We start from the raw sequence: 26,411 nt of genomic DNA on the forward strand, positions 1-26,411 counted from the left end.
GAAAAAAAGGAAATGCCGATATCCTGTTCTACAATAATAATAAAGTAGCTGGAAGAAGGAGGGTGGTCGGCCTGCGTGTTCAAACAAAATTATTTATTGCGATAGCCGTGAACATTGTATTCTTCATCGGTGTTATTTTATTCGTCATCAAACCGTATTTTGTAGAGAAAAGTATTGAGCAGGACAGGGCGATGACCCGTGATCAAATCGAAAGTGTGTCAGAAGTGTTCGCCAATCACCGACTCATGCTCGAACGAATTCTTGTAGATTGGTCAGTCTGGACGAACGCCTATGATTTTGTTCAAAATCAGAATGAAACATTCATTGAAAATAACATGGGGGAAGAGACACTCGAAAACTTGGGGGTCGGCGCAATGATTTTCCTCGACCGTGATCGAGAGGTCGTCTACTCGGAGTTTACTCAATTTTATGAATTAGATCGTGAAGAGGACAAAGAGACATTCACGAACGACTTGATCCGTTACGTCAACTCGTCAGGAATCAAACAAAGTGCGGTGTATGGCACCGATTTCGGTCCGGTCGTCTTCATGAGTCATCCGATTGTGAGAAGTGATGGGACAGGAAAGCCGGGTGGGACGCTCGTGATCATTCAAAAAATCGGTCCAGACTTCATGGCCGCGATGAGTGCCCAAGCAAAAACGAAATTATCGATCAGTCCTCTTTCACACCGGCAGTTGACGGTCGATGAAGACAATCAATTTGCACGTGTCTCGTTACCGCTTCAATCCGTCTATCAAGATGCGAACTGGGAACTCAACTTCTCGGTGAAGCGAACGTACTATACCAATACACAGACCATGTTAGAAACGGGGATGCTAGGGCTGCTTGTGCTCGGTCTTGGTCTATTGTTGACACTGTTTTGGTCGGTGAATCAAATTGTCACGAAACGATTGATGGGCATCGTCAACGAACTCAAATGGATCACGAAAGAACGGAATAGTCGGTTACGGATTCAGTTGCATCCAAATCAACAAGACGAGATTGAAGAGATGGCGATCAGCATGAACGAGGTGCTCGATGCACTCGAACAGACACAAAAAGAATCGTTGACGCGTGCCTTCCGAGATTCTTTGACCCGTCTTCCGAACCGATTGGCGGTCGAAGAGATGTTCGTGAGCTTACCGGAAACGACCCGGTCGATTGGAGTGATGGGAATCGATCTCGACAACTTCCGACGGATCAACGATCAATTTGGTCAGCGTACGGGAGATGCGATGCTGACGTTCTTTGCCTCTCGTTTGATGTTTTATAGAGAGGATGGCTTCGTTGCAAGAATCGGAGCGGACGAGTTCATCTTGATTCATCCGGAATGGACGACCGAGGAGCTCATGATTATCGCGAATCAATTAGTGAAAGATTTGCGCGAATGGGGTTTGAAACAAGGGATGAACCATTTGACCTTGAGTATCGGCATCGACGAATTGACTGGACCCACGCATCATTCCTATGAGGTGATGATGGCGCGACTCGATGTCGTCTTACACGAAGCCAAAGCATCCGGGAAAAATCAGATTCTTTCCTATCATGAGATTGAAGATGGGAGTCACTACTTGCAAGCGCTCGAGATGGAACGTGATTTACGTCATGCGTTGCGTCATGATGAGTTCGAACTCTATTACCAACCAATCGTCTCTCCGCAGCCGTTTCAAGTAAGAGGAGTCGAGGCGTTGATTCGCTGGCACCATCCACAGAAAGGGTTCGTTTCTCCCGGCGTGTTCATTCCGGTTGCGGAGCAACTCGGGCTCATCTCAGATGTGGGACGCTGGGTGCTTGTGCGCGCCATCACCGAGATTCAAGAGTACGCAGAGCGGTTTGATTTATTTTTATCCATTAACGTCTCGAAACGTCAGATTTTAGACGGCTCGTTTTTAGAAGCGTTGGAGGAGACGCTCGCTAAGACAGGATTTCCCCCACACCGGTTGCATGTGGAAATCACAGAGAGTGAAGTCGGTGGGAATGTGTATGAACTTCAACAGTTCATTCAAGCGTTAAAGGCCATCGGGGTCAAAATATCACTCGATGACTTCGGTGTCGGGACATCGTCACTTTCATACCTGCAATCCCTGCGTCTCGACATCGTTAAAATCGATCAGAACTTCGTGAAAGGGATTCCGGAGAATAAGTTTGACCGCGCGCTGTTAGAAGGGCTGTATCAAACTTTCCAAACGCTTGGACTCGAGATCGTCACGGAAGGGGTCGAGCGACCGGAACAGCTTGCGTTCGTATTAGAATATAGTGGTTCGCTCATTCAAGGTTATCATTACAGTAAACCGATTCCGGTCGATCAATTGCACCTGTACTTACGAAAAACGGTCATGACTCAAATTTGATGTAGGCGACTCTTCACAGGGAGAGTCGTCTTTTTTTGTGAAAAATATATGTGAAATTTGTTACAATAGGGAACATAACTTGCGACCCATTCAGAGAAAAGGTAAACTTGAAACAGGGAAAGAAAACGCTTTCAAAACTATTTTTTAATAGCTTTGCAAGGGAAAAGGGAGGATTGGGTTCGATGCCAACAAAAAGAACGGCGCGGGCACCGTGGTCTAAAGTGATGATTCGTTCACAACTTGAAGTCGTGGATCGATTGCGACCACCTTCGCTCGTCTTACAAAACGCAACGTATTTGAACGTTTATGTAAAACAATGGAGAACCGCAAATATTTGGATTGAGGGAGATCGGATCGTGTATGTCGGTCCAGACTTACCAGAATCAGCGGTCGAAACGGTCGATGTGACAGGAAAGTATATTGTACCTGGGTATATCGAGCCTCACGCTCATCCGTTTCAATTATACAATCCGGCGACGTTGTCAAAATATGCAGGAGAGCGTGGAACGACGACGCTCGTCAATGACAACATGCTGCTTTTTTTACAAGAGAAAGAGCAAGCGTTTGCGCAGCTCGATGCGATTCAGCAATTACCGACGAGTACGTATTGGTGGGCACGATTGGATACGCAAACGGAGCTGGACCGAGAGAGCGTGGCTGTCGACTCGGAACGCGTTCATGAGTGGTTTAACCATCCGGACGTCGTCATGGCAGGTGAATTGACGGCATGGCCACGCGCCTTGAAGGGCGATGATGAGATGCTTCAGTGGATGCTTGACGCCGAGACGTGCGGTTTGCCGGTCGAGGGACATTTTCCGGGGGCGTCGCCGAAGACATTGACTAAAATGGCGTTGATGGGAGTACACAGCGACCATGAGGCGATGACGGCGGAAGAGGCGTTCAATCGATTGGAACTAGGGTATACGACGACGCTTCGACATTCCTCGATTCGTCCGGACCTGCCGGAGATGATTCGTGACCTATTGGCGAATGGATTGACGGCGTTCGACCATCTCATGGTGACGACGGACGGTTCGACACCGGGCTTTTATGAGGACGGCATGCAGGATGCTCTCGTCCGCATTTTGATTGAAGCGGGATTACCGGCCATCGAAGCCTACCGGATTGTCTCTCATAACGTGGCTCGTCATTTTGACCTCGATCATATTTTAGGTGCAATTGCGCCAGGCCGCATCGCGCATTTGAACATTCTAGATGCCATCGAGGAACCGCGTCCGACGGCCGTGATCGCGAAAGGGCAATGGATTTATCGTGATGGGGTATCGCTTTTCCCGAACGAATTAGTGGAAGCAGTCCTCGAGATGATGCCGTCGACAGACGTTTCAATCGAGCTTACGCCACAAGACTTGTCCTTCAGCATGCCGGTCGGACTCGACATGATCAACTCGGTCATCATGAAGCTGTTTAAAATTACGCATGACACGGGTCAAGATGAATTACCGCGTGATGGAGACGAATCGTTTCTCATGTTGCTTGATAAAGAAGGGAAATGGCGATTGAACACAGTCCTGAAAGGATTCGCTCGAGATTTTGGTGGACTTGTCAGTTCGTACTCGATCAGTGGGGACTACTTGATTCTAGGAAAATGTAAACAAGATATGTTACAGGCGTTCAAACGAATGAACGAACTTGGAGGCGGGATTGTCCTCGTAGACAAGGGCGAAATCGTTGCGGAGATTCCGTTGCCACTCTGTGGGATGACGTCGACGGAGCCACTTGAAGTGCTCATCGGTCAAGAGAAACAGCTGCGAGACGAGCTCATGGCGAGGGGCTATCAGTTCGAAGACCCGATCTATACATTACTATTTTTAGCGTCTACCCATTTGCCGTATGTTCGGGCGACACCTCTCGGCATTTATGAAGTCATGAAGAAACAAGTACTATTTCCTGCGATTTTGCGATGAATAGTTGAGTCCAAGGCTCCCCTGCTTTAGAATGATAAAGAAGTATGAGTAGAGAGGATGCTTGCGGATGCAACTCGATAAATTACGAGGTCGAGAGCTTGATCAATTGTTTGAAGCGATTTTGAAGCTCGAGACACTCGAAGACTGTTATCAATTATTTGAAGATTTAGCGACTGTTAATGAAATTCAGGCACTTGCGCAACGACTTGAAGTGGCGCGGCAAATTCGTGAAGGAAACACGTATCATAAAATTGAGGATGCGACAGGCGCCTCAACGGCCACGATTTCACGTGTGAAGCGATGCTTGAACTATGGGACAGGCGGATACGATCTCGCTCTTGAACGTCTACAACAAACAAAAGGTGACTCGTAAGAGTCATCTTGTTTTTGATGGAGGGGAGGGGCGAGATGCAACAGAAATTCATGAAACAGAACTTACAATTGTTCTTTCGAAATTTAACACCGGTTCAAACACTCGTATTAATTTATAGTGCGGCAGCGATTTTATCAGTTTTGCTTCTCGCCTTACCAATCGCCCACAAGCCCGGAGTGACGATCACATTTACCGATCTTGTCTTCTTTGCGGTGAGCTGTGTCAGTGTCACGGGACTATCACCGATTGTAGTCACTGATACTTTCTCCACGTTCGGCTTATTTATCATCCTGTTCATCGTCCAAGTGAGCGGTGTCGGATTGATCAGTTTGCACGTCATCATGTGGATCTTACTTGGGAAACGAATTGGGTTCAGGGAGCGGCAACTGATTTTACGTGACCAAAACCAGACGTCGATGTCTGGTATCGTCAAATACATCACGGAAATCGTGATTACCGTAATCGCCATCGAAGCGGTCGGTGCCGTCTTGCTCGGGGTCCATTACTTAAATTATTTTGATACCGCCGGAGAAGCCTTCTTGCAAGGATTGTTCGGGTCGGTCAGTGCGACGACGAATGCCGGGTTTGACATTACGGGAAGTTCGCTCGCACCATTCCGTGAGGACCCGTTCGTCATCTTTACACAAATCGCGCTCATGACCGGTGGTGCCATCGGATTCCCAGTGCTTGTAGAAATTCGAACGTACTTGGTGAGCCGAATCACTCGAAAACGTCATACGTTCCCAAGTCGATTCTCTTTGTTCACGAAATTGACGGTTTCGACCTTCTTTATTTTGATTGCCGTCGGTACGGTCGGCTTGTTCATCTTTGAATACAACAATGCCTTTAAAGACTTGCCGCTCTGGTTGGCACTTTCGGATTCGTTGTTCCAATCCGTGACGACACGAAATGGTGGTCTATCGACGGTAGATGTCAATTTGTTCTCTGAAGCGAGCATGTTGCTTCTGTCCATCCTTATGTTCATCGGGGCGTCTCCATCGTCTGTCGGTGGGGGGATTCGGACGACGACGTTTGCTGTAGCCGTTCTCGCTGTCATCGCCTTCATTCGCGGGGACTCGTCCATCAAAATTTTCGGTCGTGAAATCGTCCTTGAAGATATTTGGAAAGCGTTCGTTATCATTACGGTCTCGCTTGCCGTTTTACTATCAGGTGTCATGGTCATGGCTTATTTTGAGGATGCTTCGTTGACACGAATCTTATTCGAGGCGTGTTCTGCGTTCGGGACGACGGGCCTATCCGTCGGATTGTCCTCCGAATTTAGTAACGTTGGAAAATGGGTGTTGACGATTCTCATGTTCATCGGTCGGATCGGCGTCATCGCCTTCATTCTCATCCTGCAACGGAGACAACCAAAGCGGATGTATAACTATCCGAAAGAATCAATCATCTTAGGATAAGGAGATTGTCATATGAAAGCATTTTGGATCAACTTCGGATACGTCTTTATTGTTCCGGTTCTTCCGTTTATCGCCATCGTCAATGGAACGGCACTCTGTTCACCGGACTCGCCGCTCCTTGACATACCAGTGCTCGGATTCTTTTTAGCGAATCCGCTCTGGTTCGTCCCCGTTTACGGTCTATTCGCCTTGCTTGTTGCGAAATGGTTGACGGATCGGGAACGGAATCGTACGGCACGTTCGTGACTTGCTTCGGCAAGTCTTTTTTTGTTGGGGAGATGCACGGGAGGAAAAAAATCGATACACTAGAGAAGGATTCGATAGGAGGGAATGAGTTGGAATTTCAGACGTGGCGACATGTGTTTAAACTAGATCCGAATAAGGAACTCACAGATGAGGCGCTCGAGGCCCTCATCCATTCTGGGACCGACGCCTTTTTGATTGGAGGGACGGATGGGGTTGATGCAGAGAATACATTTGCGCTATATGCGAGAGTCCGAGATGCCGGGATTCCAATCGCACTTGAGATTAGTCATCCTAGTCAAGTCATCCACGGATTCAATCATTACTTCGTGCCCACCGTGCTGAATGCAGGAACTCCGGAATGGATCATTGGACATCATGCTCGTGCGTTTGAACGATACGGCCATTTCTTTGATGCACGTCTTGTAACGGCTCAAGGGTATCTCGTCTTGAACCCGGACGCGAAAGTCGCTGACATGACGGAAGCACGATGCGATTTGACGATCGAAGAGTCCGTGGCATACGCGGAAGTTGGACATCACTTGTTCCGTCTTCCCTCGCTCTATATCGAATATAGTGGACGACTCGGGAATCCTGATGTCGTCAAAGAGATTCGTTTGGCGTTACCTGATGCACATCTCTTTTACGGTGGTGGCATCGAGGGAGAAGAGACGGCACGATTAATGGGTGCACATGTCGACACGATTGTTGTCGGCAATATCATTTATGAAGACTTAGCTGGAGCACTTGCGACTGTACGAGCACTCCGATAAAATAAGAACAAACGTTTGGAACGAGGAAGGAAACAATTATGTATAATCTTAGCGAAGAATTAGTCAAAGGGATGAACCCGGAACAAGCAGAAGCGGTGAAGCATACGGATGGCCCGCTGTTGATTATGGCGGGTGCAGGGTCTGGGAAGACTCGTGTCTTGACCCATCGTGTCGCCTATTTGATGGCGGCGAAGCAAGTGGCACCGTGGAACATTTTAGCGATCACGTTCACGAATAAGGCAGCACGAGAAATGAAAGATCGGATTGCGCGTCTTGTGGGTGGTGTCGCCGAGGACATTTGGATTTCTACATTCCACTCCATGTGTGTCCGGATTTTACGACGTGATATCGATCGCATCCGCTATGACCGGAGCTTTTCTATTTTAGATGCCTCAGATCAATTGACAGCGATCAAACAGGTGTTGAAAGAATTGAACCTCGACCCGAAGAAGTACGAACCGCGTACCCTTCTCGGGATGATTTCAAATCATAAAAATGAGCTGCGTACGGCGAAAGATGCGGCTGCCCTCGTTGGGAACAATCCGTACGAGCGAATCATCTCGGACGTCTACACAGCGTATGAGAAAAAGTTGAAACAAAATAATGTTCTCGACTTTGACGATTTGATTATGAAGACGATTCACTTATTCCAAGAAGCGCCGGATGTGTTGGCGTTCTATCAGAAAAAATTTAAGTACATCCATGTCGATGAGTATCAGGATACGAACCGTGCCCAATATACACTCGTCAAACTTCTCGCGCAGGCACACGAGAATTTGTGTGTCGTGGGGGACTCGGATCAGTCCATTTATCGTTGGCGCGGTGCCGACATCGCCAACATCTTGACGTTCGAGAAAGATTATCCGAGCGCACATGTCATCTTGCTCGAACAAAACTATCGTTCGACGAAACGGATTTTGGAGGCGGCGAACGGTGTCATCCAAAACAACGCTTCCCGTAAAGATAAGAACTTGTGGACTGAAAATGACGAAGGAGAGAAACTGTTGCTCCATGTCGCATCGGACGATCGCGACGAAGCGTTCTTCATCATGAACCAGATGAAAGAGCTGAAGATGGAAGGGATGGACTACGGACAGATGGCGGTCCTTTATCGGACGAACGCTCAATCACGTGGACTCGAGGAGATGCTCCTCAAGTCGAACATCCCATACAAAATGGTCGGCGGGACGAAGTTCTATGAGCGAAAAGAGATCAAGGACGTCCTCGCATACTTGCGATTGATTGCCAACCCGGATGAGGACATCTCGTTCGTTCGCGTCGTCAATGAGCCGAAACGCGGAATCGGTGCCGCGACGATTGATAAACTAGGTGACTTTGCAGATATGCAAGGCGTCTCACTTATGGATGCGATTCGTGACATCGAATTGTCAGGCATCGCCCCACGCACTGCGACGAAACTCGCGGAATTCCGCCAAATGATGCTGGATTTACGGCAGATGGCGGACTACCTCTCCATTTCAGAACTCGTCGAAGAGGTATTGAAAAAGACAGGATATGAAGAGATGCTCAAAATCGAGAAGACTCTTGAAGCGGAAAGCCGACTCGAGAACTTGCAAGAGTTTCTGTCGGTCGCCCAAAACTTTGAGAAAGAGAGCGATGAACAGACGCTCGTCGCCTTCCTTACCGATTTGACGCTCGTCTCAGACCTCGATTCACTCGATGAAGTCGATGAGTCGCATCAAGTCACGTTGATGACGTTGCACTCGGCGAAGGGACTTGAATTCCCGGTCGTCTTCTTGATTGGAATGGAAGAAGGACTTTTCCCGCACAGCCGTGCCTTGAACGACGAGGAAGAGATGGAAGAAGAACGTCGTCTCGCGTATGTCGGAATCACCCGTGCCGAGAAGCGTCTCTATTTGACGCGTGCCCAGTCACGGATGCTATATGGTCGCTTCCAAAACAACCCGGAGTCGAGATTCTTGCATGAGTTGCCGGAAACGTTGTTGGAGCGGTCCGGTAAGGCGAGAAAACCAATGCCATGGAACCCGGTCGAGTCACCAGGGAAGTTACCGGTGAATGGCTTTAGTTCGAAACCGAAGCCGAAACTCGCCCAATCGTCCGGTGCCGAAACAGTCGGGTGGAACGTCGGCGACAAAGCAAATCATAAGAAATGGGGACAAGGGACGGTCGTGCAGACACGTGGTGAAGGCGACCAACTCGAAGTCGACATCGCATTCCCAGAAGTCGGGATCAAGCGCCTGTTGGCTAAGTTTGCCCCTATCGAAAAAGCGTGAGGTGAGGATATGGAGATGGCAGAACGCGTAGAAGAGCTACGTCAAACCTTAAATCAATACGGATACGAGTATTACGTGCTCGATCGTCCGAGCGTGCCGGATTCGGAGTATGATCGATTGATGAACGAATTGATTCAAATCGAGACCGATTATCCAGAACTTCGAACACCGGACTCCCCGACGCAACGCGTCGGAGGGGCTCCGCTCGACGCATTTGTCAAAGTGACACACGACACGCCGATGCTCTCGCTCGGCAACGTCTTCTCGAAAGAGGAACTCGTCGAGTGGGTGGAGCGAATCGAGAAAGATCTCGGCTACACACCGACATTCGTGGCGGAACTCAAATTTGACGGACTCGCCGTTTCGTTAAAATATGAGAATGGTCGTCTCCTTCGTGGTGCGACGCGCGGGGACGGGACGACGGGTGAGGACATCACACAAAACTTGAAGACGATTCGTTCCATTCCCCTTCGATTAAATGAGGATGTGACGTTTGAAGTACGTGGTGAGGCATACATGCCGAAACGTTCGTTCGAACAATTGAATGATGAACGAGAACGTGTCGGCGAGCCACTTTTCGCAAATCCGAGAAACGCTGCTGCCGGTTCACTTCGACAACTTGACTCAAAAATTGCGGCGTCGAGAAACTTGGCGTTTTTCGCTTACGGTTTGGTGTCGCAAGACGATCTCGTTGCGTCACACGACGAGTCACTCGATTATTTGAAACGACTTGGTGTCGCTGTGAGCGGAGATTATACAACATGCCAGAGAGCGGATGAACTGTGGGATTACATTGAGACATACGTGACGAAACGGAGTGACCTCCCATATGAAATTGATGGGATCGTCATCAAAGTGGCCGGGTATGAAGAACAGGAACAACTTGGTTTCACCGCTAAAAGTCCGCGCTGGGCCGTCGCGTACAAGTTCCCGGCAGAAGAAGTTGTGACGACGATTGAGGACGTCGATTTCAGTGTCGGACGTACAGGGAAGGTCACACCACGGGCGCGATTTGCTCCGGTTTCTGTGGCAGGTTCGACCGTGACGTATGCGACGCTTCACAATGAAGATTTTATAAAAGAAAAAGACCTTCATATCGGTGACCGAGTCGTCATCAAAAAAGCAGGAGACGTCATTCCGGCCGTCGTATCGGCATTGGCGAGTGAACGGAGTGGGGAAGAGCGAGTGATTGAATTCCCGACGCATTGTCCGGCGTGTGGGTCGGAGTTGATTCGACTCGAAGGAGAGGCGGATCATCGTTGCGTCAATCCGGAATGTCCGGCTCAACTGCTTGAAGGACTCATCCATTTCGTGTCGAGACAAGCGATGAACATCGACGGGCTCGGCGAGAAAGTGATCACGCAGCTTCACGAAGCAGGGCTCGTTCACAATGTGGCCGACCTGTATCGGTTGGACCGAGATGATTTACTTGGACTCGAGCGCATGGGCGAGACGTCAGTGACGAACTTGCTCTCAGCAATCGAACAATCGAAGCAAAATTCATTGGAACGGGTGCTCTTCGCCCTCGGGATTCGACTCGTCGGACAAAAGGCCGCTTCTTTAATTGCAGAACGGTTCGAGACGATGGATGCAATCATCGCTGCGACAGTTGAAGAGTTGACATCCATCGATGGTATCGGGACGAAGATGGCCGAATCGATTGTCCTCTATTTCGAAAAACCAGAAGCACGTGAACTCGTCAAAGAATTGGCGGAATCAGGTGTGAACTTATCATTCAAAGGAATGAAGCGTCCAACGACTGAAGGGGCACCGCTCTCTGGGAAGACAGTCGTATTGACGGGGAAATTGCATGAGATGACACGTGGCGAGGCTGGGAAGCAGCTTGAACTCCTCGGCGCGAGTGTGACAGGGAGCGTGAGTAAAAACACAGACTTGCTCGTCGCTGGTGAAAAGGCAGGTTCGAAGCTGGCGAAAGCCGAATCTCTCGGAATCGAAGTATGGGATGAAGCCAAGCTGCTCGACTTTTTAAAGGAACAAGCATAAACGTTCGCTTCGGCGAACGTTTTTTTCGGAAATAATTGGGATTGAGCAGGTTCGCACATGCGTTCGCGGGGTATAGATTAACTAAATCAAAATGCTAATATATTTTTGCGAGAGAACCCTTTGACACCATGACTTTCACACACACATTCCTCTCATTCCTCTACGTGGTGAACGTCGTCATCGGAACGAACGATTGCGATTCGAGCGCTTGTTTTCACCTTAGAGGAGGGACCAACATCATGACACACAACATCCAGCGCTTCGTTGCCGTATTTACCATCCTCATGCTCCTTTCAACCTTATTTGGGGTGCCCACCGCCAAAGCGGACACGACCACGTTCCGGTATATCCAAGTGAATTTGACAGATGAGGAAAGCGAAACATTATATGAATCAAGTCTTGTCTATGAAGGAATCACGTATTACGGGGTCCGTGAATCAGCTGACGTTTGGCGATTTATGATTGATGCGGAAGTAGTAGACGACTCGTTGATTGACCTCATCACGCTCTATGATGCGGAAGGTGTACCGTATACGTTTTCTCCAAACACTGTCACGGAAGCCTATCCTGTCGAAGTGGAGGAACCGCCTGTAGTCACAGAACCAGACCCATCAGAAGAGGTGACGCCACCGGTTGAACCAGAACCAGTCGTCGAAGAGCCGACGACTGAACCGACGTTACCGAAGCTCGCCGTTGAAGCAATCAACATCGCCGCAGTCGACCGAGCCGTTGTCGGAGGCGAAATATCGTATACGTTCATTGTAGAAAACACAGGAGACACGCCGATGACGGTGACAGAATTCTCTCATGAGTATGTGAGCGGAGACATCGATCATCAATCAATCGAATCGTTCAATCAACACGTATTTGATCGTTTGCATGAATTAATAGGAGAAGACGGTCTCTTGCCGGGGGAACGGGTGGAAGTGACAGAAGTCTTATCGATTCCGACCGGATATTCGTTCGACGCACATCCTGAAATCGGCAGTGTCTTTCAAGTAACCGGGGTGGATGAATTCAAACGGGTCGTCACGTCAGAAAGTCAACAAATTATCCTTTTACAAACACCAGACTTCACCGTGAATGCGACAGTTGAGAAGGCGACCGTTCAACCGGGAGAGTCCGTTCGCTATACGTATACGGTCACCAATCCTTCGAAAGTCACCTTATTTTTAGCGGACGCGATGCTCACATGGCCAAGCGGTGCCTTGACAGAAGAAGAACGAAACCAGGCAAATCAACGATTCGAGGAGCAAATCGAAGCAATTCCTACCTTCAAAGACGGACTCGGTCCGGAAGAAGAAGCGACGTTCTCGTTTGAGCTTCCGCTCCTCACATCTTATGATATGAGAGCCGGGGCTGAATTGATTCAACGTGCCACATTCACCTTTGAGGTGGATGAAGGGATTGCGGTTACTCACTCTGTCGACGTACCGGTAGCAGTGAAGCAACCTGTTCCGGTAAAAGAAGAGCCGAAACAAGACGCTAACAAACAGAAGACAGAGGTGAAAACCACACCACCTGCCGTGACAGTCGTTGTCAAAGAGAGTGGAGCGAAACGAGTCGAGCACATCGATGAAGCCGATCCGTACGCACAAGGCGTACTTCCGATGACAGGTGAAGCGGATGATCTATGGCACGTCATGCTCGGTACACTTCTCTTCGCGTCAGGACTCCTACTGTTGATTCGTCGCAACCACCCGTCAACGAAACCATAAATCGACATCCCTTCTCGTTCATGCGAGAAGGGATTTGTTCTGATTCCGCTTCGATACTTTTTTCGTGGAACGATTTTGTTATAATGGACAAAGTGAAATAGGAAACGATGTTCAAAGGAGCTAGACATAGATGAAATGGAAACAACTCGTCATCCCGACAATCGCCTCTGCGCTATTGTTGAGCGGATGTTCAATGAAAATACCGATGGGTGAAGAAGAAGCGACACCAACAGGGGACGAAACAGCGGCCGAAGGCGTCACACAAGCGATCGAAGCCCGTGACTCTTATTACCAGATGGTCATTCCGTTCAAACCGGCGGCGGCGAGAGGTCTCGCCCAACGTCAAGTCAGTTCATCGTTAGAACTCGAAGAAGTCGAACTCGGTCTCATGCGTCATTCAACGGACGCGTTCGACCCGGAAAAGTTCGCTTATCAAGAGGGACAGCTGTTGAACGCGGAGGATGTGTCCCGTTTACTTGCACGGAAAGATAAAAGTAATGAAGGATTGACACCCTTGAACCTGGCATATGCGGATGGCAAGGCAGAAGTCGAAGACGACAAGTTTGTCGATGCAAACAAGAAGTCACCACTTTATTTAGCTTCCATTGTCGAACAGAACTACATGACGAAAGAGGACAGCGGGTATCAGGTTGGAGGCGTATCGTTTGCACTCATATTGAACCGTGAGTATGTCTTCCAAGCACCGAACTATGGTCCGACGTACACCGTCAAACTCGATCAAAAGAAAGTGATCGCAGAAGGGGAACGTATGGCGAACGAGCTCGTCTCCCAATTACGGAAGCGGGAAGACTTCAAGGATCTCGATATCAATGTCGCGCTCTATATGAAATCGACACAAGGTTCACCGACACCGGGGAACTATATCAAATCGGCTTTCGTTGGGACGGCGGATCAGGTCAAATCGGACGACTGGAAAGCGATCGATGAGAAGTACTACTACTTCCCGTCGACATCAGCGACGTCTGACGTACGCGAGGACGCTCAGAAGTTTACGCTCTTCAGCGATCGAATCGCAGACCTTTTCCCGGACTATAGCGGGATGATCGGGAAAGGTTTTTATCAGAATGGAGATTTATCGAGAATGGAGATTGATATCCCGATTCAGTTTTACAGTCGCGCTGAGCTCGTCGGATTCACGCAACACGTTGTCGGCTTGCTTGAAAACCGTTGGGAATATAATCGGAACGTTCCGGTTCGAATTAACGTGACATCCCTCGGTGGAGACCCTGAAGTGACCATCGTGTTCGAGGACGGAATGGATAGTCCGAAAGTATACTTCTAAAGGAGGAGAGGTTCGTTTTTTTGAAACGAATCTCTTCTTTTTTTCGTATGAAAAGTGAAAGGATAATCTTTGACCTTATTTGACCAAATGAGTAGAATAGAGTTAACAGAAACGGGAAAGGGATAGGTGAGGTGAATCCATATGGCTAAAAACTATTACGATGAGCTTGGTGTTTCCAAAGGAGCGACCGAGCAGGAGATTAAACGCGCATACCGGAAACTGGCGAAACAATACCATCCGGACGTCAATAAAGATCCTGGGGCACAGGATCGCTTCAAATCGATTCAAGAGGCGTTCGACGTGTTGAGCGACCCGGAGAAGAAGGCGAACTATGATCGATATGGTAGCCCAGATGGACCGTCATTCGGACAAGGGTTCGGAGGCGGTGGGGAGGCTTACGGGGAAGGCTCATCTCAATTCGAGGATCTCTTCCGACAATTCGGCGGGGGGTCACGTACGACTTCGCGGACGTTCGGGTTTGAAGATATGTTCGGAAGCTTCTTTGACCAAGCGGTCGACGAAGACTTGGATGAGACCGTTCGTGTCAACATCCCGCTTAGTCAATTGACGAAAGAGTCGAAAGTGAGTCTGCGTCTTCAAACGGGTACCGTGAACGTCAAAATTCCACAAGGTGCTTATGAAGGTCAGAAGTTGCGCTTGAAAGGAAAGGGAAGCCGGGTCGGACAATCGGGAAACCGAGGTGATGTATATGTCGAACTTCACTTTGCCGATGACGATACGTATCGTCGCGAAGGAGAGCATATCGTGACAGTGAAGCGTTTGCGACCGCTTGAGTTTTTAGACGGGACGAGCGTCATCATTGCGACACTCGACGGGGGACGCGTGAAGTTGAAAGTGAAACCGGGAAGCCGTCCGGGACAACGGATGCGTATTCCGGGCCGAGGTGTGATGACCGGTTCGAAAGTACGGTCGGACTTGTTCGTGCAGCTCGAAGTCGACCTGCCGCTTGATGAGACGTACCGGGCTGTATATGAAAAAATCGAACGTTAATGGATAAGGAGGAATCGTGATGGACTTTAATCGTTTCACCGATAAAGCACATGAATGCATTGTCAGTTCACAAGCGTTAGCGAAACAGTATCATCATAGCGAAATCAATGAGTGGCATGTATTGGCCTCAATGATTTCACAGACGGACGGGATTGCGCCGTTGCTGTTTCAAAAAATGGAGATCAACGTGTCAGAGATTGAAGGAGAAGTCGCGCTTTCTCTGAAACATGCGCCGAAACTCCAAAACCCGACGACACCGATGATTTCAGCCTCTCTCTTAAGCGTCTTGACGACTGCGGAACGAGAAGCGACGGGGATGAATGATGAGTACGTATCGGTCGAACATATTCTACTCGGTATTTTGTTGAACAGCAGTCAGGCACAGACGATGCTCGAACGGAAAGGTGTCACCGAAGAACGACTCCGTGAGGCGCTTGTCGCTGTGCGTGGGAACCGTCGCATCACATCGAAGTCGCCTGAAGCGACTTATGATGTCTTGACGAAATACGGACGCGACCTCATTCAAGAAGTGAAGACAGGTAAAATCGATCCTGTCATCGGACGTGACAGTGAGATTCGTCGTGTCATTCGAATCCTAAGTCGAAAAACAAAAAATAACCCTGTCCTCATCGGAGAACCAGGGGTCGGGAAGACAGCGATTGTCGAAGGGCTCGCCCAGCGCATCGTTCGTGGAGATGTACCGGAAAGTTTGAAAGACAAAACCATCTTCAGCCTCGATATGAGCTCCCTCGTTGCCGGTGCGAAATATCGCGGAGAGTTCGAGGAACGTCTACAGGCCGTCTTGTCCGAAGTGAAAGAAGCGGAAGGCACCATCATCCTCTTCATCGATGAACTTCACACGATTGTCGGTGCAGGGAAGTCTGAGGGGTCGATGGACGCCGGTAACATGTTGAAACCGATGCTCGCCCGAGGCGAACTGCATTGTATCGGCGCGACGACGCTCGACGAGTATCGCCAATATATCGAGAAGGCCCCGGCCCTTGAGCGGCGTTTCCAACAAGTACTTGTCGCTGAACCGGATGTCGAGGATACGGTTTCCATCTTGCGCGGTTTAAAAGAACGCTTTGAGATTCACCACGGGGTACGCATCCATGACAACGCGCTCGTCGCGGCGGCTGTGCTATCCAATCGCTATATCACGGACCGCTTCATGCCGGACAAGGCGATTGATCTCGTCGACGAGTCGTGTGCGATGATTCGAACAGAGATGGAGTCGATGCCAGCTGAGCTTGATGAATTGGTCCGTCGGGTCATGCAGCTTGAAATCGAAGAGGCGGCGCTTAAAAAAGAGAGCGATGCCGCTTCCATGAAGCGACTTGAGGCGCTCCAACAGGAATTGGCTTCTATCCGTGAACAGTCTGATTCGTTACGTCTCCGTTGGGAGAATGAGAAGGAGTCGACGCACCGTGTGCAACAAATCCGTGGAGACCTTGAGAAAGTACGTCTCGAGTTACAAGAGGCAGAGAGTCGCTATGATTTGAACCGGGCCTCGGAACTGAAATATGGACGAATCCCGGAACTTGAGCGGGAACTAGAAGAAGCGGAACAGTTGGCGAGTTCGGTGACGCGTGAACTCGTGCGTGAAGAAGTGACGGAAGAAGAAATCGCCGAGGTCGTCTCGAAATGGACGGGGATCCCGGTGACGAAACTGACAGAAGGAGAGCGGGATAAGCTTCTCAATCTAGAAGCGGTTTTGCATAAACGTGTGTTCGGACAAGATGATGCGATTCGTCTTGTCAGCGATGCAGTCATTCGAGCACGTGCTGGCATCAAAGATCCAAACCGTCCGATTGGTTCATTCCTTTTCCTCGGACCGACGGGGGTTGGGAAGACAGAACTCGGGAAAGCACTCGCGGAAGCGATGTTTGATTCAGAAGACCATATCGTTCGGCTGGATATGAGTGAATATATGGAGAAACATGCCGTATCGCGTCTCGTCGGTGCCCCTCCTGGCTATATCGGTTATGAAGAAGGTGGACAGTTGACGGAAGCGGTTCGCCGTAACCCGTACTCGGTTCTCTTACTCGATGAGGTCGAGAAAGCGCATCCGGACGTCTTCAATATCTTGCTTCAATTGCTCGATGATGGTCGATTGACCGATTCGCACGGGCGCATCGTCGACTTCAAAAATACGATTGTTATCATGACGTCGAACATTGGGGCGGACATCTTGCTCGAAGCGGCGAAAGATGGCGTGATTGATGAGGACGAAGAGCGTCAAGTGCTCGACAAACTCCGTCGTCATTTCCGTCCTGAATTCTTGAACCGGGTCGATGAAACGATTCTGTTCCATCCGCTCACGAAAGATCAAATCGGTCAGATTGTCGAGAAAGCGGTCGGACGGATGAGCGAACGGCTCACGACACGCTCGATTCATATCGACATCACCGATGCAGCCAAAACGTTCGTTGCTGACGAAGCATATGAACCTCAATTTGGTGCGCGACCGATCAACCGATATGTACAACGGACGATTGAGACGAAACTTGCCCGTAGCATCCTCGCTGGAGATGTCGAGGATGGGCAAACGGTCATCATCGATGTCGAGAACGGGGCGTTGACGTTACGCCCGTCGACAGTCAATGCATAAAGAAAGAGGAATCCACAACCGGATTCCTCTTTTATGTATGCCGACGCTTTCTTCTCAAAATTAAATAACTGATGCCTATAAAAATGAGATAGAGTACCGTTCCGAAAAATAAGTTGAGTACCCATGGGATGGTTCCCATAAAGCTGGCGCGGGTCGCTTCTTGAAACCAGAGCAGTAGCCAAAAGAATAAGCCAAGACTTGTTGCGAGTAGCGTGTAAAATCCCATCATACCTTGTTTCGTCCATCGCTTGATTCCGAACCCGAGTAAAGTCGTAACGATAAAAATTGTACCCAACCCAATATAGAACAATCCGTCAATCGGTAAAGTCTGCACGGACACACCCTCTTTTCACCATCAGATTCATATAACCCAATCTTACACGGAGAGGGAATAAATGGGAATCGTTATTGTGAAACGAGGGGACGTTCTGGTTGATAGATACAGTACGGTTCTGATTCTTTGAAATCGCCAGTGACCGCATAGGCTCTAGCACGCGAACCACCACATAGATAACGATACTCACAATACCCACACTTTCCGTGATGACTATCCGGATCACGTAGCGCCTTGAATGTCGGATGGTGGCGATAAATATCGGCGAGAGGTGTCGTTCGGACGTTTCCGCAGGTGATTGGTAAAAATCCGGACGGCTGGACGTCCCCTGTATGTGAGATAAAGACGAATCCGTTGCCGTCATTCGTTCCGCGAGGTGCCTTCGCCAAATCGTCATGGGGATGTCCGATTGGGGGAAGCCCTGCTGCCCGGCGACGCTGATTTTCTTGGCGGGCGACTCTCCGATAAAATTGGGCTTCCGTCGTCGAGATGATGAAGGGTGCCGTCTCTTGTATGGAGAACGCCCATTTCAATACTTCCTCATGTCGCTCTGGTGTAATGGGTTGTAACAGGGATCCGCGTCCGGTCGGCACGAGGAAAAAGAGCGTCCAGACGGATACACCGAGGGATTCTACGAGCTTCGCCATTTCCGGTAATCGATCGACATTGTATTCGGTCACCGTCGTATTGATTTGAAATGACATCCCTTCTTCTCGGAAATATGAGATTCCTCGAATGGTACGGTCGAAGCTGCCACGTGTACCGCGGAAGTAGTCATGCGTCACGGCGTCCGGTCCGTCAATGGAGAAGGCCCAACGTGACAAACCAGCTGCTTTTGCCCGTTTCACGGCATCGTGAGTTACACGAGGTGTAGCTGAAGGTGTCATGGAGACGCGCATCCCAAGGGAGGAAGCATATGCGGTCAATTCAAATAAATCTTCACGCATGAGAGGATCACCGCCCGTAAAGACGAGAATCGGGTTATCCATCGCATGAATCTCGCGAATCAATGCTTTCCCTTCTTCCGTGTCGAGTTCGTTTTCGTAACGATGAAATTGTGCCTCTGCCCGGCAGTGGACGCAGGAGAGCGCACAGGCCCGTGTGACTTCCCAAATGACGATGAACGGGTTCTCATTATAGTCGATACGTTTCATACCGTCACCGCCTGTCGAAGATGTAAGTGATCGACCGCCCGTTTGGCGGAATCGACGCAGTCAGGTAATCCGACCCCATGGAGAATGGCGCCACACGCTTCGACGCCGTCCCACTTCAAAAGTGCTTCTTCGAACGCGCGGACGTCCTGTTTATGACCGACCTCATACTGTGGCATCGTTTGAATGTGTCGCTCGACTTTCGTGAAGAGGGGAGTCCCGACTTTTTGAATGCGTCGAAGTTCGCCTAAAGCGAAGTTTGCGATTAGATCATCCTCTTCATGGAGCAGGGACGAGACATGTTCTGAACTGATATACATGCGGAGCAATGCTTTTCCTTTAGGTGCTAGGTGTGGCCATTTTTTATGCATCCAGCTACAAGCGGTCAAAGCGTTTCCTTCCGATTTGGCGATGACGTAGCCGGTTCCATCTAACGCATCCACTTCTGACTCGTCGAAGGCGGCGAGTACGGTCATCGAAGAGGTACGTTTTAACGATGACAAACGTTCGGCTTCCGGGAATCCGAGCAAAGGTCCGAGTGCATGCGGCGATGTGGCCATAATGATGCCATCAAACTGTTCGATCGTCCCATCGGCAAATGTGACTTCATGAGGTCGAACGGATTGAACGACCGTCTTTAACATGAGTCGATCAATCGACGGACGGAGCGCCTCGACGAGTGCTCCGAGTCCTTGCTCAATCGACAGGAACTTACCAGTCTCGGACGGCTTTACACCGGCTTGGACGGGAGGAGTGAGTGCTTTCATTCCGAGAATCAGACTGCGAGTTTTTTGTTCAATCGTGATAAACTGAGGGAAAGTAGACTCGATGCTCATGTCATCGAGTGTCCCGTTGTAAATCCCTGACAGAAGTGGTTCGATCATCGTATCGACGACTTCTGAGCCAAGTCTCGTCCGAAAGAAACGGTCGAGCGAGATATCCTCTCCTGTATACACGCGTGGAATCACGAGATCGAATCCGGCGCGAAGTTTTCCTCTCCAAGTAAAGAGATCCGTTTTGACCATCGGCCAAAACTTGGTCGGGATGCCCATGACCGATCCGGCCGGCATCTGTCTCAGTTGCTTCCGTACGTAAATGTAAGAAGTCCCGGTTCTGGAGCGGACGAGTTGATCTGCGAGACCGAGATCGGTAATGAGTGATGTCAAGGTCGGCTTTCGTGCCATATAACCGTCGGGTCCAGTCTCTAACGTAAAACCATCCCGATAAATGGTCTTAATTTTTCCACCGAGACGGTCCTGCGCCTCAATCAATGTGACATGAGCTCCGGCTTCTTTGGCATAATAGGCTGCGGCAAGTCCGGTGATGCCACCTCCGATAATCGCGATTCGATTCAATTGATTCACCCATTTCTCTAAAATTGTTGTCGTCTTAACGGTACCGAGAATGTTGATGGAGATATAGGATAAGTGTCACGGACTTCTAGACAAATTTGTCACGAATTCGAAAGGGGACGATGGAATGGCTTCCTTCCTCATCGTTGCGACTCTTGTGATGGTGGGCATAATTGGGTTTATTGTGGTGATGAATCGGCATGGAGAAAAGTTGGTTGGAAATGAGGAAAGTCCACCGATGATTTGGGCGGATGAGGACTGGTATAAAGATGATGGACCACCGGACGGATAATATGATAAGATGACCCGGTTGAAATTTGATGGAACATGAGGTGATGGAATGAATGTACTCGAACAACAGTTGAACCACTTGGTTGATGAGTGTCGTCCGTACACGGCTCAAGGGAAAGTGGCGGACTATATCCCTGAACTCGCACATGTGAAAAACGATTTACTCGGGGTGGCGATTTGTTTGCCGGATGGTACGTATATTCACGCGGGGGATGTTCATCACAAGTTTACGATTCAGAGCGTATCGAAGGCGCTCACACTTTGTTATGTATTGATGGAGTTCGGGGAGGACTATGTCTTTTCGAAAGTAGGGATGGAGCCGACGGGGGACGCATTCAACTCCATCGCCAAACTCGAGGAAACGGTCCCGTCAAAACCACTGAATCCGATGATCAACGCCGGAGCGTTAGCGGTGACGAGTATGATTTTGGGGGAGACGGCAGAACTCAAAATCTATCAGTTCCGCCAGTTTTTAGCGACGTTGTTAAATCGCTCGGTCGAGGAGGTCACGTACGACGAAAAAGTCGCCCGCTCTGAATACGAGACGACCGACTTGAACCGTGCCCTGCTCTATTTCATGCGTCATCATGGAATTGTGGATGGAGACGTCGATGAGATCATTGATGTGTATACGAAACAGTGTGCCATCGAGATTGATTGTTTTGATTTGGCGCGAATCGGGCGTGTCTTTGCAGGGAATGGAGAAGACCCGGATACGGGCGAAGAGTTGATTCCACGTCGGGTCGTCCGAATCGTCAAGGCCATCATGACGACGTGTGGCATGTATGATGCATCGGGTGAGTTCGCTGTCCGGGTTGGTCTTCCAGGAAAAAGTGGGGTATCGGGTGCCATCTTGGCGGTCGGGAACCACGAACTGGACTTGAATAACGTTGGGTTTGGCATATTTGGCCCGGCACTTGATTCAAAAGGGAACTCGATTGCCGGAATGAAGTTGTTGGAACTACTGATTGAGCGCTATACTTCGCGCTAAATCGAGAGGTGCTCCACGGATGCATCGAGTTCCTGCTGTAATGTTTCAATTTTTCTGTCGTATGCAGACTGTAGTTCAGCTGGAGGGGTGAAGGCGCGCCAACGCTTTAACAGTTGGTCATGGTCGTTCATATCACCGAGTTCAGTTTGCATCTTTTTTAACGTGCGGACAGTGTCCATCGAAGCATCCGATTCATAGCTTAGCAAGTACTCATGTAAGTAACGTTCGCGTTTGACGGCTAAACGGACTTTATGGAGTGCTTCAAGCTGTTCTTTTCCATCGGATTGTTCGTGATAGACGCGTACACGTTGCTTGCGCTCGCTTTTCGCCTTTTCTAACATCGGAGAGGCGTTCGTTTTTTTGAACGCACGAAATAACGGTCCGCCGATGAAACGACGTACTTGTTGATCGAGCGACGGGGTCATTTTTTCACTGACGCGGGTCGAAAGGATCGTCCGTGCGATGGCACGTTCTGTCTCCATCGCTTCAAGAAACGCATGGTCGAGTTCGGTTTTGGAATCAAACGTTTCGATGAGGACGTCGAGGTCGCGCACATGACCGAGTGCCTCCATCAATTGTTTGAGTTGTCGGAACGTCGCCGGCTTCGTTTCATATAGTTGCATAAACGTGATCAATTTCCGTAGATGAACGCGAACGCGATGAATATCCTCGGAATTGTTGAAGGTGAGGGCTTCCGTCACATAGTGATTGAACGTGTTCCACGTTTCCAACAGTTCAAATTTAAGCTTTTCTGCATGCCGTTGATTCATGATTATAAGTTCCTTTCTGAAAAAGAGATGAGGGTTGTCCATGTACCAAACACATTCATTAAACGAAAAAATCAAACTGTTCTTCACGATTTTCTTTCCAATTTTAGTCACGCAAGTGTCTTTTTATTTGATTAGCTTTTTTGATACCGTCATGTCCGGACGGGCGGGTGCCGTCGATTTGGCAGGTGTCGGAGTCGGTTCAAGCTTGTGGATGCCGGTGTATACCGGACTGAGTGGAATCTTGCTGGCGGTGGCCCCGATCGTTTCGCAAGCGCTTGGTGCGCGAGACCGTCAACAGATTCAACGAACCTTGTTTCAAGGTATCTATTTAGCCATCATGCTAAGCGTAATCACGCTGACGTTGGGTTCATTCCTTGTGCCGATGGCAATCGAGAGCATGGGGCTCAGTGTAGAAGGGAAACGAATCGCGACGCAATACTTGCTTGCCCTTGGATTCGGTGTCTTGCCGATGTTCCTGTTCAATGTGCTACGCACGCTCATGGATGCCTTGGGCAAGACGCGAGTCTCGATGATCCTCATACTATTAGGGTTACCCATTAATGTCGGATTAAATTACATCTTCATCTTCGGAAAACTGGGTGTGCCGGCGTACGGCGGAGTTGGAGCGGGAATTGCCTCAAGCATCACGTACTGGCTACTCTTCTTCATGGCCTTCTTCTTCGTGAGAAACGGGAAGCCATTCCGCGAATACAAGTTTTTACGGACGACCGAACGAATGGTCTGGCTCCGACAAAAAGAGCTGTTACAACTTGGGACGCCAATCGGGCTCGCCATTTTCGCAGAAGTCAGCATCTTTGCGGCGGTCACGGTATTGCTCAGTTCATACGGTGACCAAATCGTCGCGGCTCACCAAGCGGCGATTAACTTCGCTTCGTTTGTTTACATGTTGCCACTCTCAGCATCGAGCGCATTGACGATCGTCGTGGGGTATGAGCTTGGCGCGAAACGACTGCAGGATGCCGTCCGCTATGCAAAAATCGGGCTCGCGCTCTGTCTCGGTGTTTCTATCTTTTCCGGTGCTTTTTTGTTTTGGCAAAACGAACGGGTCGCGGCTATTTATACGAATGATCCGACGGTCGTGGACCTTGCAGCTCACTTTATGATCTTCGCTGTATTCTTCCAACTGTCAGATGCTGTCGCGGCACCGATCCAAGGGATATTACGTGGTTTTAAAGACGTCAATATCACGCTCGTCCTTTCACTCGTCGCTTATTGGGTCATCGGTTTACCACTCGGGTATGTCTTGGCAGAGCACGCCGGATTTGGACCAGACGGTTATTGGATTGGCTTGATTGCCGGACTCGCAGCCGGAGCGGTCTTGTTATTCCTCCGGTTAGTATGGATTGTCCGGCGCTACGGGACGGTTCAATCGACATAAAAAAGAAGAAGATTGTTCGCAAATGTGAACAATCTTTTATTTATTTAAAATTGGTCTATACAACTATACTTTTATCCGATATGATAACATGGAGGAAAACAAAAAGGAGTGGTGAACCGATGGGGACATTGATCAATGCTCGTATCGTGTCAGCAGAACAAACATGGGAACGTGGATATATCAGATGGAATGGTCAAACGATTGATGAGATTGGATCGATGGACCAGTTTGAACAACAGGATGAGCCTGTGATTGATGTCGCTGGAGCGCTCGTGACACCGGGTCTCATCGATGTGCATATCCATGGGGGATATGAAGTCGATACGATGGATGCGGATGAATCAAAACTTCGACGATTGAGTAACGACATGCTACAGGAAGGCGTCACTTCCTTTTTTGCGACGACGATCACGCAGTCAAAAGAAGCGATTGAGCATGCATTGAAGGCAGTCCGAAATGTCATCGAAGCGCAGGATACGACACTCATCGGAATCCACTTGGAAGGTCCATTTGTCAACGTGGAGATGGCTGGGGCACAACCGGCAGAATATATTATCGACCCGGACGCCGAGCAGTTCCGGAAATGGCAAGAGCTTGCCGGCGGTCATATCCGTCTTGTCACCTATGCACCGGAACTTCCAGGTGCACGTGAGTTTGAAGCTGTTCTTCGCGAAACCGGTGCAATCGGTTCGGCGGGCCATACGAGTGCGACATTTGAAGAGAACAAGCAGGCGGGCGTCAAACACGGGACGCATCTTTATAACCAAATGCGTGGGTTGCACCATCGAGAACCCGGAACGGTTGGGTATTGTCTCTTAGAGGATGGGGTCATCGCGGAAATCATTCCGGATGGGATCCATAGTCGTCCGGAGATGGTCGACTTCGCGTTTCGCTTAAAAGGAGCAGATCAACTTGTCGTCATCACGGATGCGATGCGAGCAAAAGGACTTCCGGACGGACAATATGAACTTGGCGGTCAACCGGTCATCGTAGCGGACGGGGCTGCGCGACTTCAAGCCGGAAACCTGGCGGGCAGTGTGTTGACGATGGATGCTGCTTTCCGAAACATTCAGGCATATACGGGATGTACGGTGGAAGAAGCGGTCAAAATGACTTCGACGAATGCGGCCAAAGAATTCGGATTGACGACAAAAGGAGACATCAAATCGGGGTTTGATGCAGACCTTGTCGTTTGGGATGACACGACACATGTTCAGATGACTTTTGTTAAAGGTCGAATCGTATATGAACGGGAGGAACAAAGATGAATGTACTAGTCGCAAAGACGGCGAACGATGCGGAACGAATCGCCTATACGCTAATCAAAGAACGGATTTCAGGGAAACATGACTTCGTACTCGGTCTCGCAACCGGTAGCACACCGGTCGGGATGTATCAGATGTTTAAACAGGACGCGCTCGACTGTAGCCACGTGACGAGCGTCAATTTAGATGAATACATTGGATTATCGCCCGAACATCCTCAAAGTTATAACCGCTTCATGAAAGATCGACTCTTCGATGAGGTACCATTCAAACAAAGTCACCTCCCTCAAGGGGACGCGCCGGACCCGGAAGTGGAAGCTTCACGTTATGAAGAACTTGTTCGGACACTCGGTGTCGATTTACAGCTTTTAGGGATTGGTGAGAATGGGCATATCGCCTTCAATGAACCGGGTACAGCGCTCGATGCGAAGACACATGTGACCGAACTCACGGAGTCTACTCGGGAAGCCAATCGTCGATTCTTTGATCGGTTAGAAGATGTACCGACACACGCCATCACGATGGGGCTCGATACGATCATGAACGCACGTGAAATCGTCCTAGTCGCGACAGGGGAGCGGAAAGCGGAAGCGGTGCATCACATGATTGAGAGCGTACCGACGGTCGACTGGCCGGCCACGATCCTTCAGGCCCATCCTGGTGTGACAGTCGTACTCGACGAGGCGGCGGCATCACACTGTGCGGAATCCTTACAAGCCCGTGGACAAGAAGCGGCAACACGATTTTTTACCATTCGGGATTAAAGGACCTGCGGAGTCATCTCCGCGGGTTTTTCTATGTTCAACTATGGGAAAATGTAAAGAAATGAATTTGTCATCAAAACGTTTTCGACAAATTTCTCGCTTTCCTCTA

The 26,411-nt window shown here is 49.5% G+C and carries 21 protein-coding genes; 17 read left to right on the plus strand and 4 right to left on the minus strand.

Features of this window, described 5'->3' with window-relative positions; all coding sequences use genetic code 11:
- The first annotated feature begins 62 nt into the window (after positions 1-62).
- The 12 genes from OKS35_RS12570 to clpB all read left to right on the plus strand — a co-directional run bounded on the left by OKS35_RS12570 (position 63) and on the right by clpB (position 17,985).
- Positions 63-2,351 carry an EAL domain-containing protein gene (locus OKS35_RS12570; RefSeq protein WP_264093181.1) on the plus strand — a complete coding sequence of 763 codons (2,289 nt, stop codon included), beginning with the start codon at positions 63-65 and terminating at the stop codon, positions 2,349-2,351.
- 182 nt (positions 2,352-2,533) lie between these two features.
- The gene (locus OKS35_RS12575) at positions 2,534-4,276 is read left to right on the plus strand and encodes an adenine deaminase C-terminal domain-containing protein (protein ID WP_264093182.1); all 1,743 of its coding nucleotides are present in this window, start codon (positions 2,534-2,536) and stop codon (positions 4,274-4,276) included.
- Between the two features lie 67 nt (positions 4,277-4,343).
- Positions 4,344-4,649, plus strand: coding sequence for a YerC/YecD family TrpR-related protein (locus tag OKS35_RS12580; RefSeq protein WP_015880718.1), 306 nt, complete (start codon positions 4,344-4,346; stop codon positions 4,647-4,649).
- A gap of 35 nt (positions 4,650-4,684) precedes the next feature.
- Entirely contained in the window at positions 4,685-6,067 is a 1,383-nt protein-coding gene (locus OKS35_RS12585) for a TrkH family potassium uptake protein (protein WP_159563489.1), read from the plus strand.
- Between the two features lie 12 nt (positions 6,068-6,079).
- On the plus strand, positions 6,080-6,313 hold the full coding sequence (locus OKS35_RS12590) for a hypothetical protein (RefSeq protein WP_074037828.1): 234 nt from the start codon (positions 6,080-6,082) through the stop codon (positions 6,311-6,313).
- A gap of 89 nt (positions 6,314-6,402) precedes the next feature.
- Complete coding sequence (locus OKS35_RS12595) at positions 6,403-7,083, plus strand: heptaprenylglyceryl phosphate synthase (RefSeq protein WP_264093183.1); 681 nt, start codon at positions 6,403-6,405, stop codon at positions 7,081-7,083.
- Between the two features lie 38 nt (positions 7,084-7,121).
- Positions 7,122-9,338: a DNA helicase PcrA gene (pcrA, locus tag OKS35_RS12600; RefSeq protein ID WP_214691441.1), complete on the plus strand. Its 2,217-nt coding sequence runs from the start codon at positions 7,122-7,124 to the stop codon at positions 9,336-9,338.
- Positions 9,339-9,347: 9 nt separating this feature from the next.
- Positions 9,348-11,342 (plus strand): NAD-dependent DNA ligase LigA, encoded by a 1,995-nt coding sequence (gene ligA / locus OKS35_RS12605; protein ID WP_264093184.1) that lies wholly within the window; start codon positions 9,348-9,350, stop codon positions 11,340-11,342.
- Positions 11,343-11,581: 239 nt separating this feature from the next.
- Entirely contained in the window at positions 11,582-13,060 is a 1,479-nt protein-coding gene (locus OKS35_RS12610; protein ID WP_264093185.1) for an LPXTG cell wall anchor domain-containing protein, read from the plus strand.
- Positions 13,061-13,190: 130 nt separating this feature from the next.
- Entirely contained in the window at positions 13,191-14,363 is a 1,173-nt protein-coding gene (locus tag OKS35_RS12615; protein WP_264093186.1) for a CamS family sex pheromone protein, read from the plus strand.
- A gap of 141 nt (positions 14,364-14,504) precedes the next feature.
- Complete coding sequence (locus tag OKS35_RS12620) at positions 14,505-15,374, plus strand: DnaJ C-terminal domain-containing protein (RefSeq protein ID WP_214691445.1); 870 nt, start codon at positions 14,505-14,507, stop codon at positions 15,372-15,374.
- Positions 15,375-15,393: 19 nt separating this feature from the next.
- A complete protein-coding gene (gene clpB, locus OKS35_RS12625) occupies positions 15,394-17,985 on the plus strand; it encodes an ATP-dependent chaperone ClpB (protein WP_264093187.1) in 2,592 nt (863 codons plus the stop codon).
- 31 nt (positions 17,986-18,016) lie between these two features.
- On the opposite strand, the gene OKS35_RS12630 is transcribed toward clpB, so the two are convergent.
- The 3 genes from OKS35_RS12630 to hemG all read right to left on the minus strand — a co-directional run bounded on the left by OKS35_RS12630 (position 18,017) and on the right by hemG (position 20,834).
- Positions 18,017-18,319, minus strand: coding sequence for a hypothetical protein (locus OKS35_RS12630; RefSeq protein ID WP_264093188.1), 303 nt, complete (start codon positions 18,317-18,319; stop codon positions 18,017-18,019).
- 71 nt (positions 18,320-18,390) lie between these two features.
- The gene (locus OKS35_RS12635) at positions 18,391-19,473 is read right to left on the minus strand and encodes a TIGR04053 family radical SAM/SPASM domain-containing protein (RefSeq protein ID WP_214784668.1); all 1,083 of its coding nucleotides are present in this window, start codon (positions 19,471-19,473) and stop codon (positions 18,391-18,393) included.
- Positions 19,470-20,834, minus strand: coding sequence for a protoporphyrinogen oxidase (gene hemG, locus OKS35_RS12640; protein WP_214784671.1), 1,365 nt, complete (start codon positions 20,832-20,834; stop codon positions 19,470-19,472). Before hemG ends, OKS35_RS12635 begins: the two co-directional genes overlap by 4 nt.
- Positions 20,835-20,949: 115 nt before the next feature.
- Here hemG and OKS35_RS12645 point away from each other — a divergent pair, with 115 nt between their 5' ends.
- Positions 20,950-21,114, plus strand: a complete 165-nt coding sequence (locus OKS35_RS12645; protein WP_264093189.1) for a hypothetical protein — start codon at positions 20,950-20,952, stop codon at positions 21,112-21,114.
- 48 nt (positions 21,115-21,162) lie between these two features.
- Positions 21,163-22,104, plus strand: coding sequence for a glutaminase A (gene glsA, locus OKS35_RS12650; protein WP_159563499.1), 942 nt, complete (start codon positions 21,163-21,165; stop codon positions 22,102-22,104).
- On the opposite strand, the gene OKS35_RS12655 is transcribed toward glsA, so the two are convergent.
- Positions 22,101-22,874 carry a CHAD domain-containing protein gene (locus tag OKS35_RS12655; RefSeq protein WP_264093190.1) on the minus strand — a complete coding sequence of 258 codons (774 nt, stop codon included), beginning with the start codon at positions 22,872-22,874 and terminating at the stop codon, positions 22,101-22,103. The two genes, glsA and OKS35_RS12655, sit on opposite strands and share 4 nt — an antisense overlap.
- Positions 22,875-22,914: 40 nt before the next feature.
- On the opposite strand from OKS35_RS12655, the gene OKS35_RS12660 reads away from it, so the two are divergent.
- The 3 genes from OKS35_RS12660 (at position 22,915) to nagB (ending at position 26,302) form a co-directional block, all read left to right on the plus strand.
- Complete coding sequence (locus tag OKS35_RS12660) at positions 22,915-24,273, plus strand: MATE family efflux transporter (protein WP_211781723.1); 1,359 nt, start codon at positions 22,915-22,917, stop codon at positions 24,271-24,273.
- 119 nt (positions 24,274-24,392) lie between these two features.
- On the plus strand, positions 24,393-25,541 hold the full coding sequence (gene nagA / locus OKS35_RS12665) for an N-acetylglucosamine-6-phosphate deacetylase (RefSeq protein WP_264093191.1): 1,149 nt from the start codon (positions 24,393-24,395) through the stop codon (positions 25,539-25,541).
- Positions 25,538-26,302, plus strand: coding sequence for a glucosamine-6-phosphate deaminase (gene nagB, locus OKS35_RS12670; protein ID WP_214691452.1), 765 nt, complete (start codon positions 25,538-25,540; stop codon positions 26,300-26,302). The genes nagA and nagB overlap by 4 nt, the downstream gene beginning before the upstream one ends.
- Positions 26,303-26,411: the final 109 nt, after the last annotated feature.

This window comes from Exiguobacterium sp. N5 (assembly GCF_025842465.1).
GTDB classification, from domain to species: Bacteria; Bacillota; Bacilli; order Exiguobacteriales; family Exiguobacteriaceae; genus Exiguobacterium; species Exiguobacterium profundum.

Coding starts and splice junctions, on each gene's coding strand:
- OKS35_RS12575 (WP_264093182.1), top strand. CDS start 2,534: ATGCCAACAAAAAGAACGGCGCGGGCACCGTGGTCTAAAGTGATGATT.
- OKS35_RS12580 (WP_015880718.1), top strand. CDS start 4,344: ATGCAACTCGATAAATTACGAGGTCGAGAGCTTGATCAATTGTTTGAA.
- OKS35_RS12585 (WP_159563489.1), top strand. CDS start 4,685: ATGCAACAGAAATTCATGAAACAGAACTTACAATTGTTCTTTCGAAAT.
- OKS35_RS12590 (WP_074037828.1), top strand. CDS start 6,080: ATGAAAGCATTTTGGATCAACTTCGGATACGTCTTTATTGTTCCGGTT.
- pcrA (WP_214691441.1), top strand. CDS start 7,122: ATGTATAATCTTAGCGAAGAATTAGTCAAAGGGATGAACCCGGAACAA.
- ligA (WP_264093184.1), top strand. CDS start 9,348: ATGGAGATGGCAGAACGCGTAGAAGAGCTACGTCAAACCTTAAATCAA.
- OKS35_RS12610 (WP_264093185.1), top strand. CDS start 11,582: ATGACACACAACATCCAGCGCTTCGTTGCCGTATTTACCATCCTCATG.
- OKS35_RS12615 (WP_264093186.1), top strand. CDS start 13,191: ATGAAATGGAAACAACTCGTCATCCCGACAATCGCCTCTGCGCTATTG.
- OKS35_RS12620 (WP_214691445.1), top strand. CDS start 14,505: ATGGCTAAAAACTATTACGATGAGCTTGGTGTTTCCAAAGGAGCGACC.
- clpB (WP_264093187.1), top strand. CDS start 15,394: ATGGACTTTAATCGTTTCACCGATAAAGCACATGAATGCATTGTCAGT.
- OKS35_RS12635 (WP_214784668.1), bottom strand. CDS start 19,473: ATGAAACGTATCGACTATAATGAGAACCCGTTCATCGTCATTTGGGAA.
- OKS35_RS12645 (WP_264093189.1), top strand. CDS start 20,950: ATGGCTTCCTTCCTCATCGTTGCGACTCTTGTGATGGTGGGCATAATT.
- glsA (WP_159563499.1), top strand. CDS start 21,163: ATGAATGTACTCGAACAACAGTTGAACCACTTGGTTGATGAGTGTCGT.
- OKS35_RS12655 (WP_264093190.1), bottom strand. CDS start 22,874: ATGAATCAACGGCATGCAGAAAAGCTTAAATTTGAACTGTTGGAAACG.
- OKS35_RS12660 (WP_211781723.1), top strand. CDS start 22,915: ATGTACCAAACACATTCATTAAACGAAAAAATCAAACTGTTCTTCACG.
- nagA (WP_264093191.1), top strand. CDS start 24,393: ATGGGGACATTGATCAATGCTCGTATCGTGTCAGCAGAACAAACATGG.
- nagB (WP_214691452.1), top strand. CDS start 25,538: ATGAATGTACTAGTCGCAAAGACGGCGAACGATGCGGAACGAATCGCC.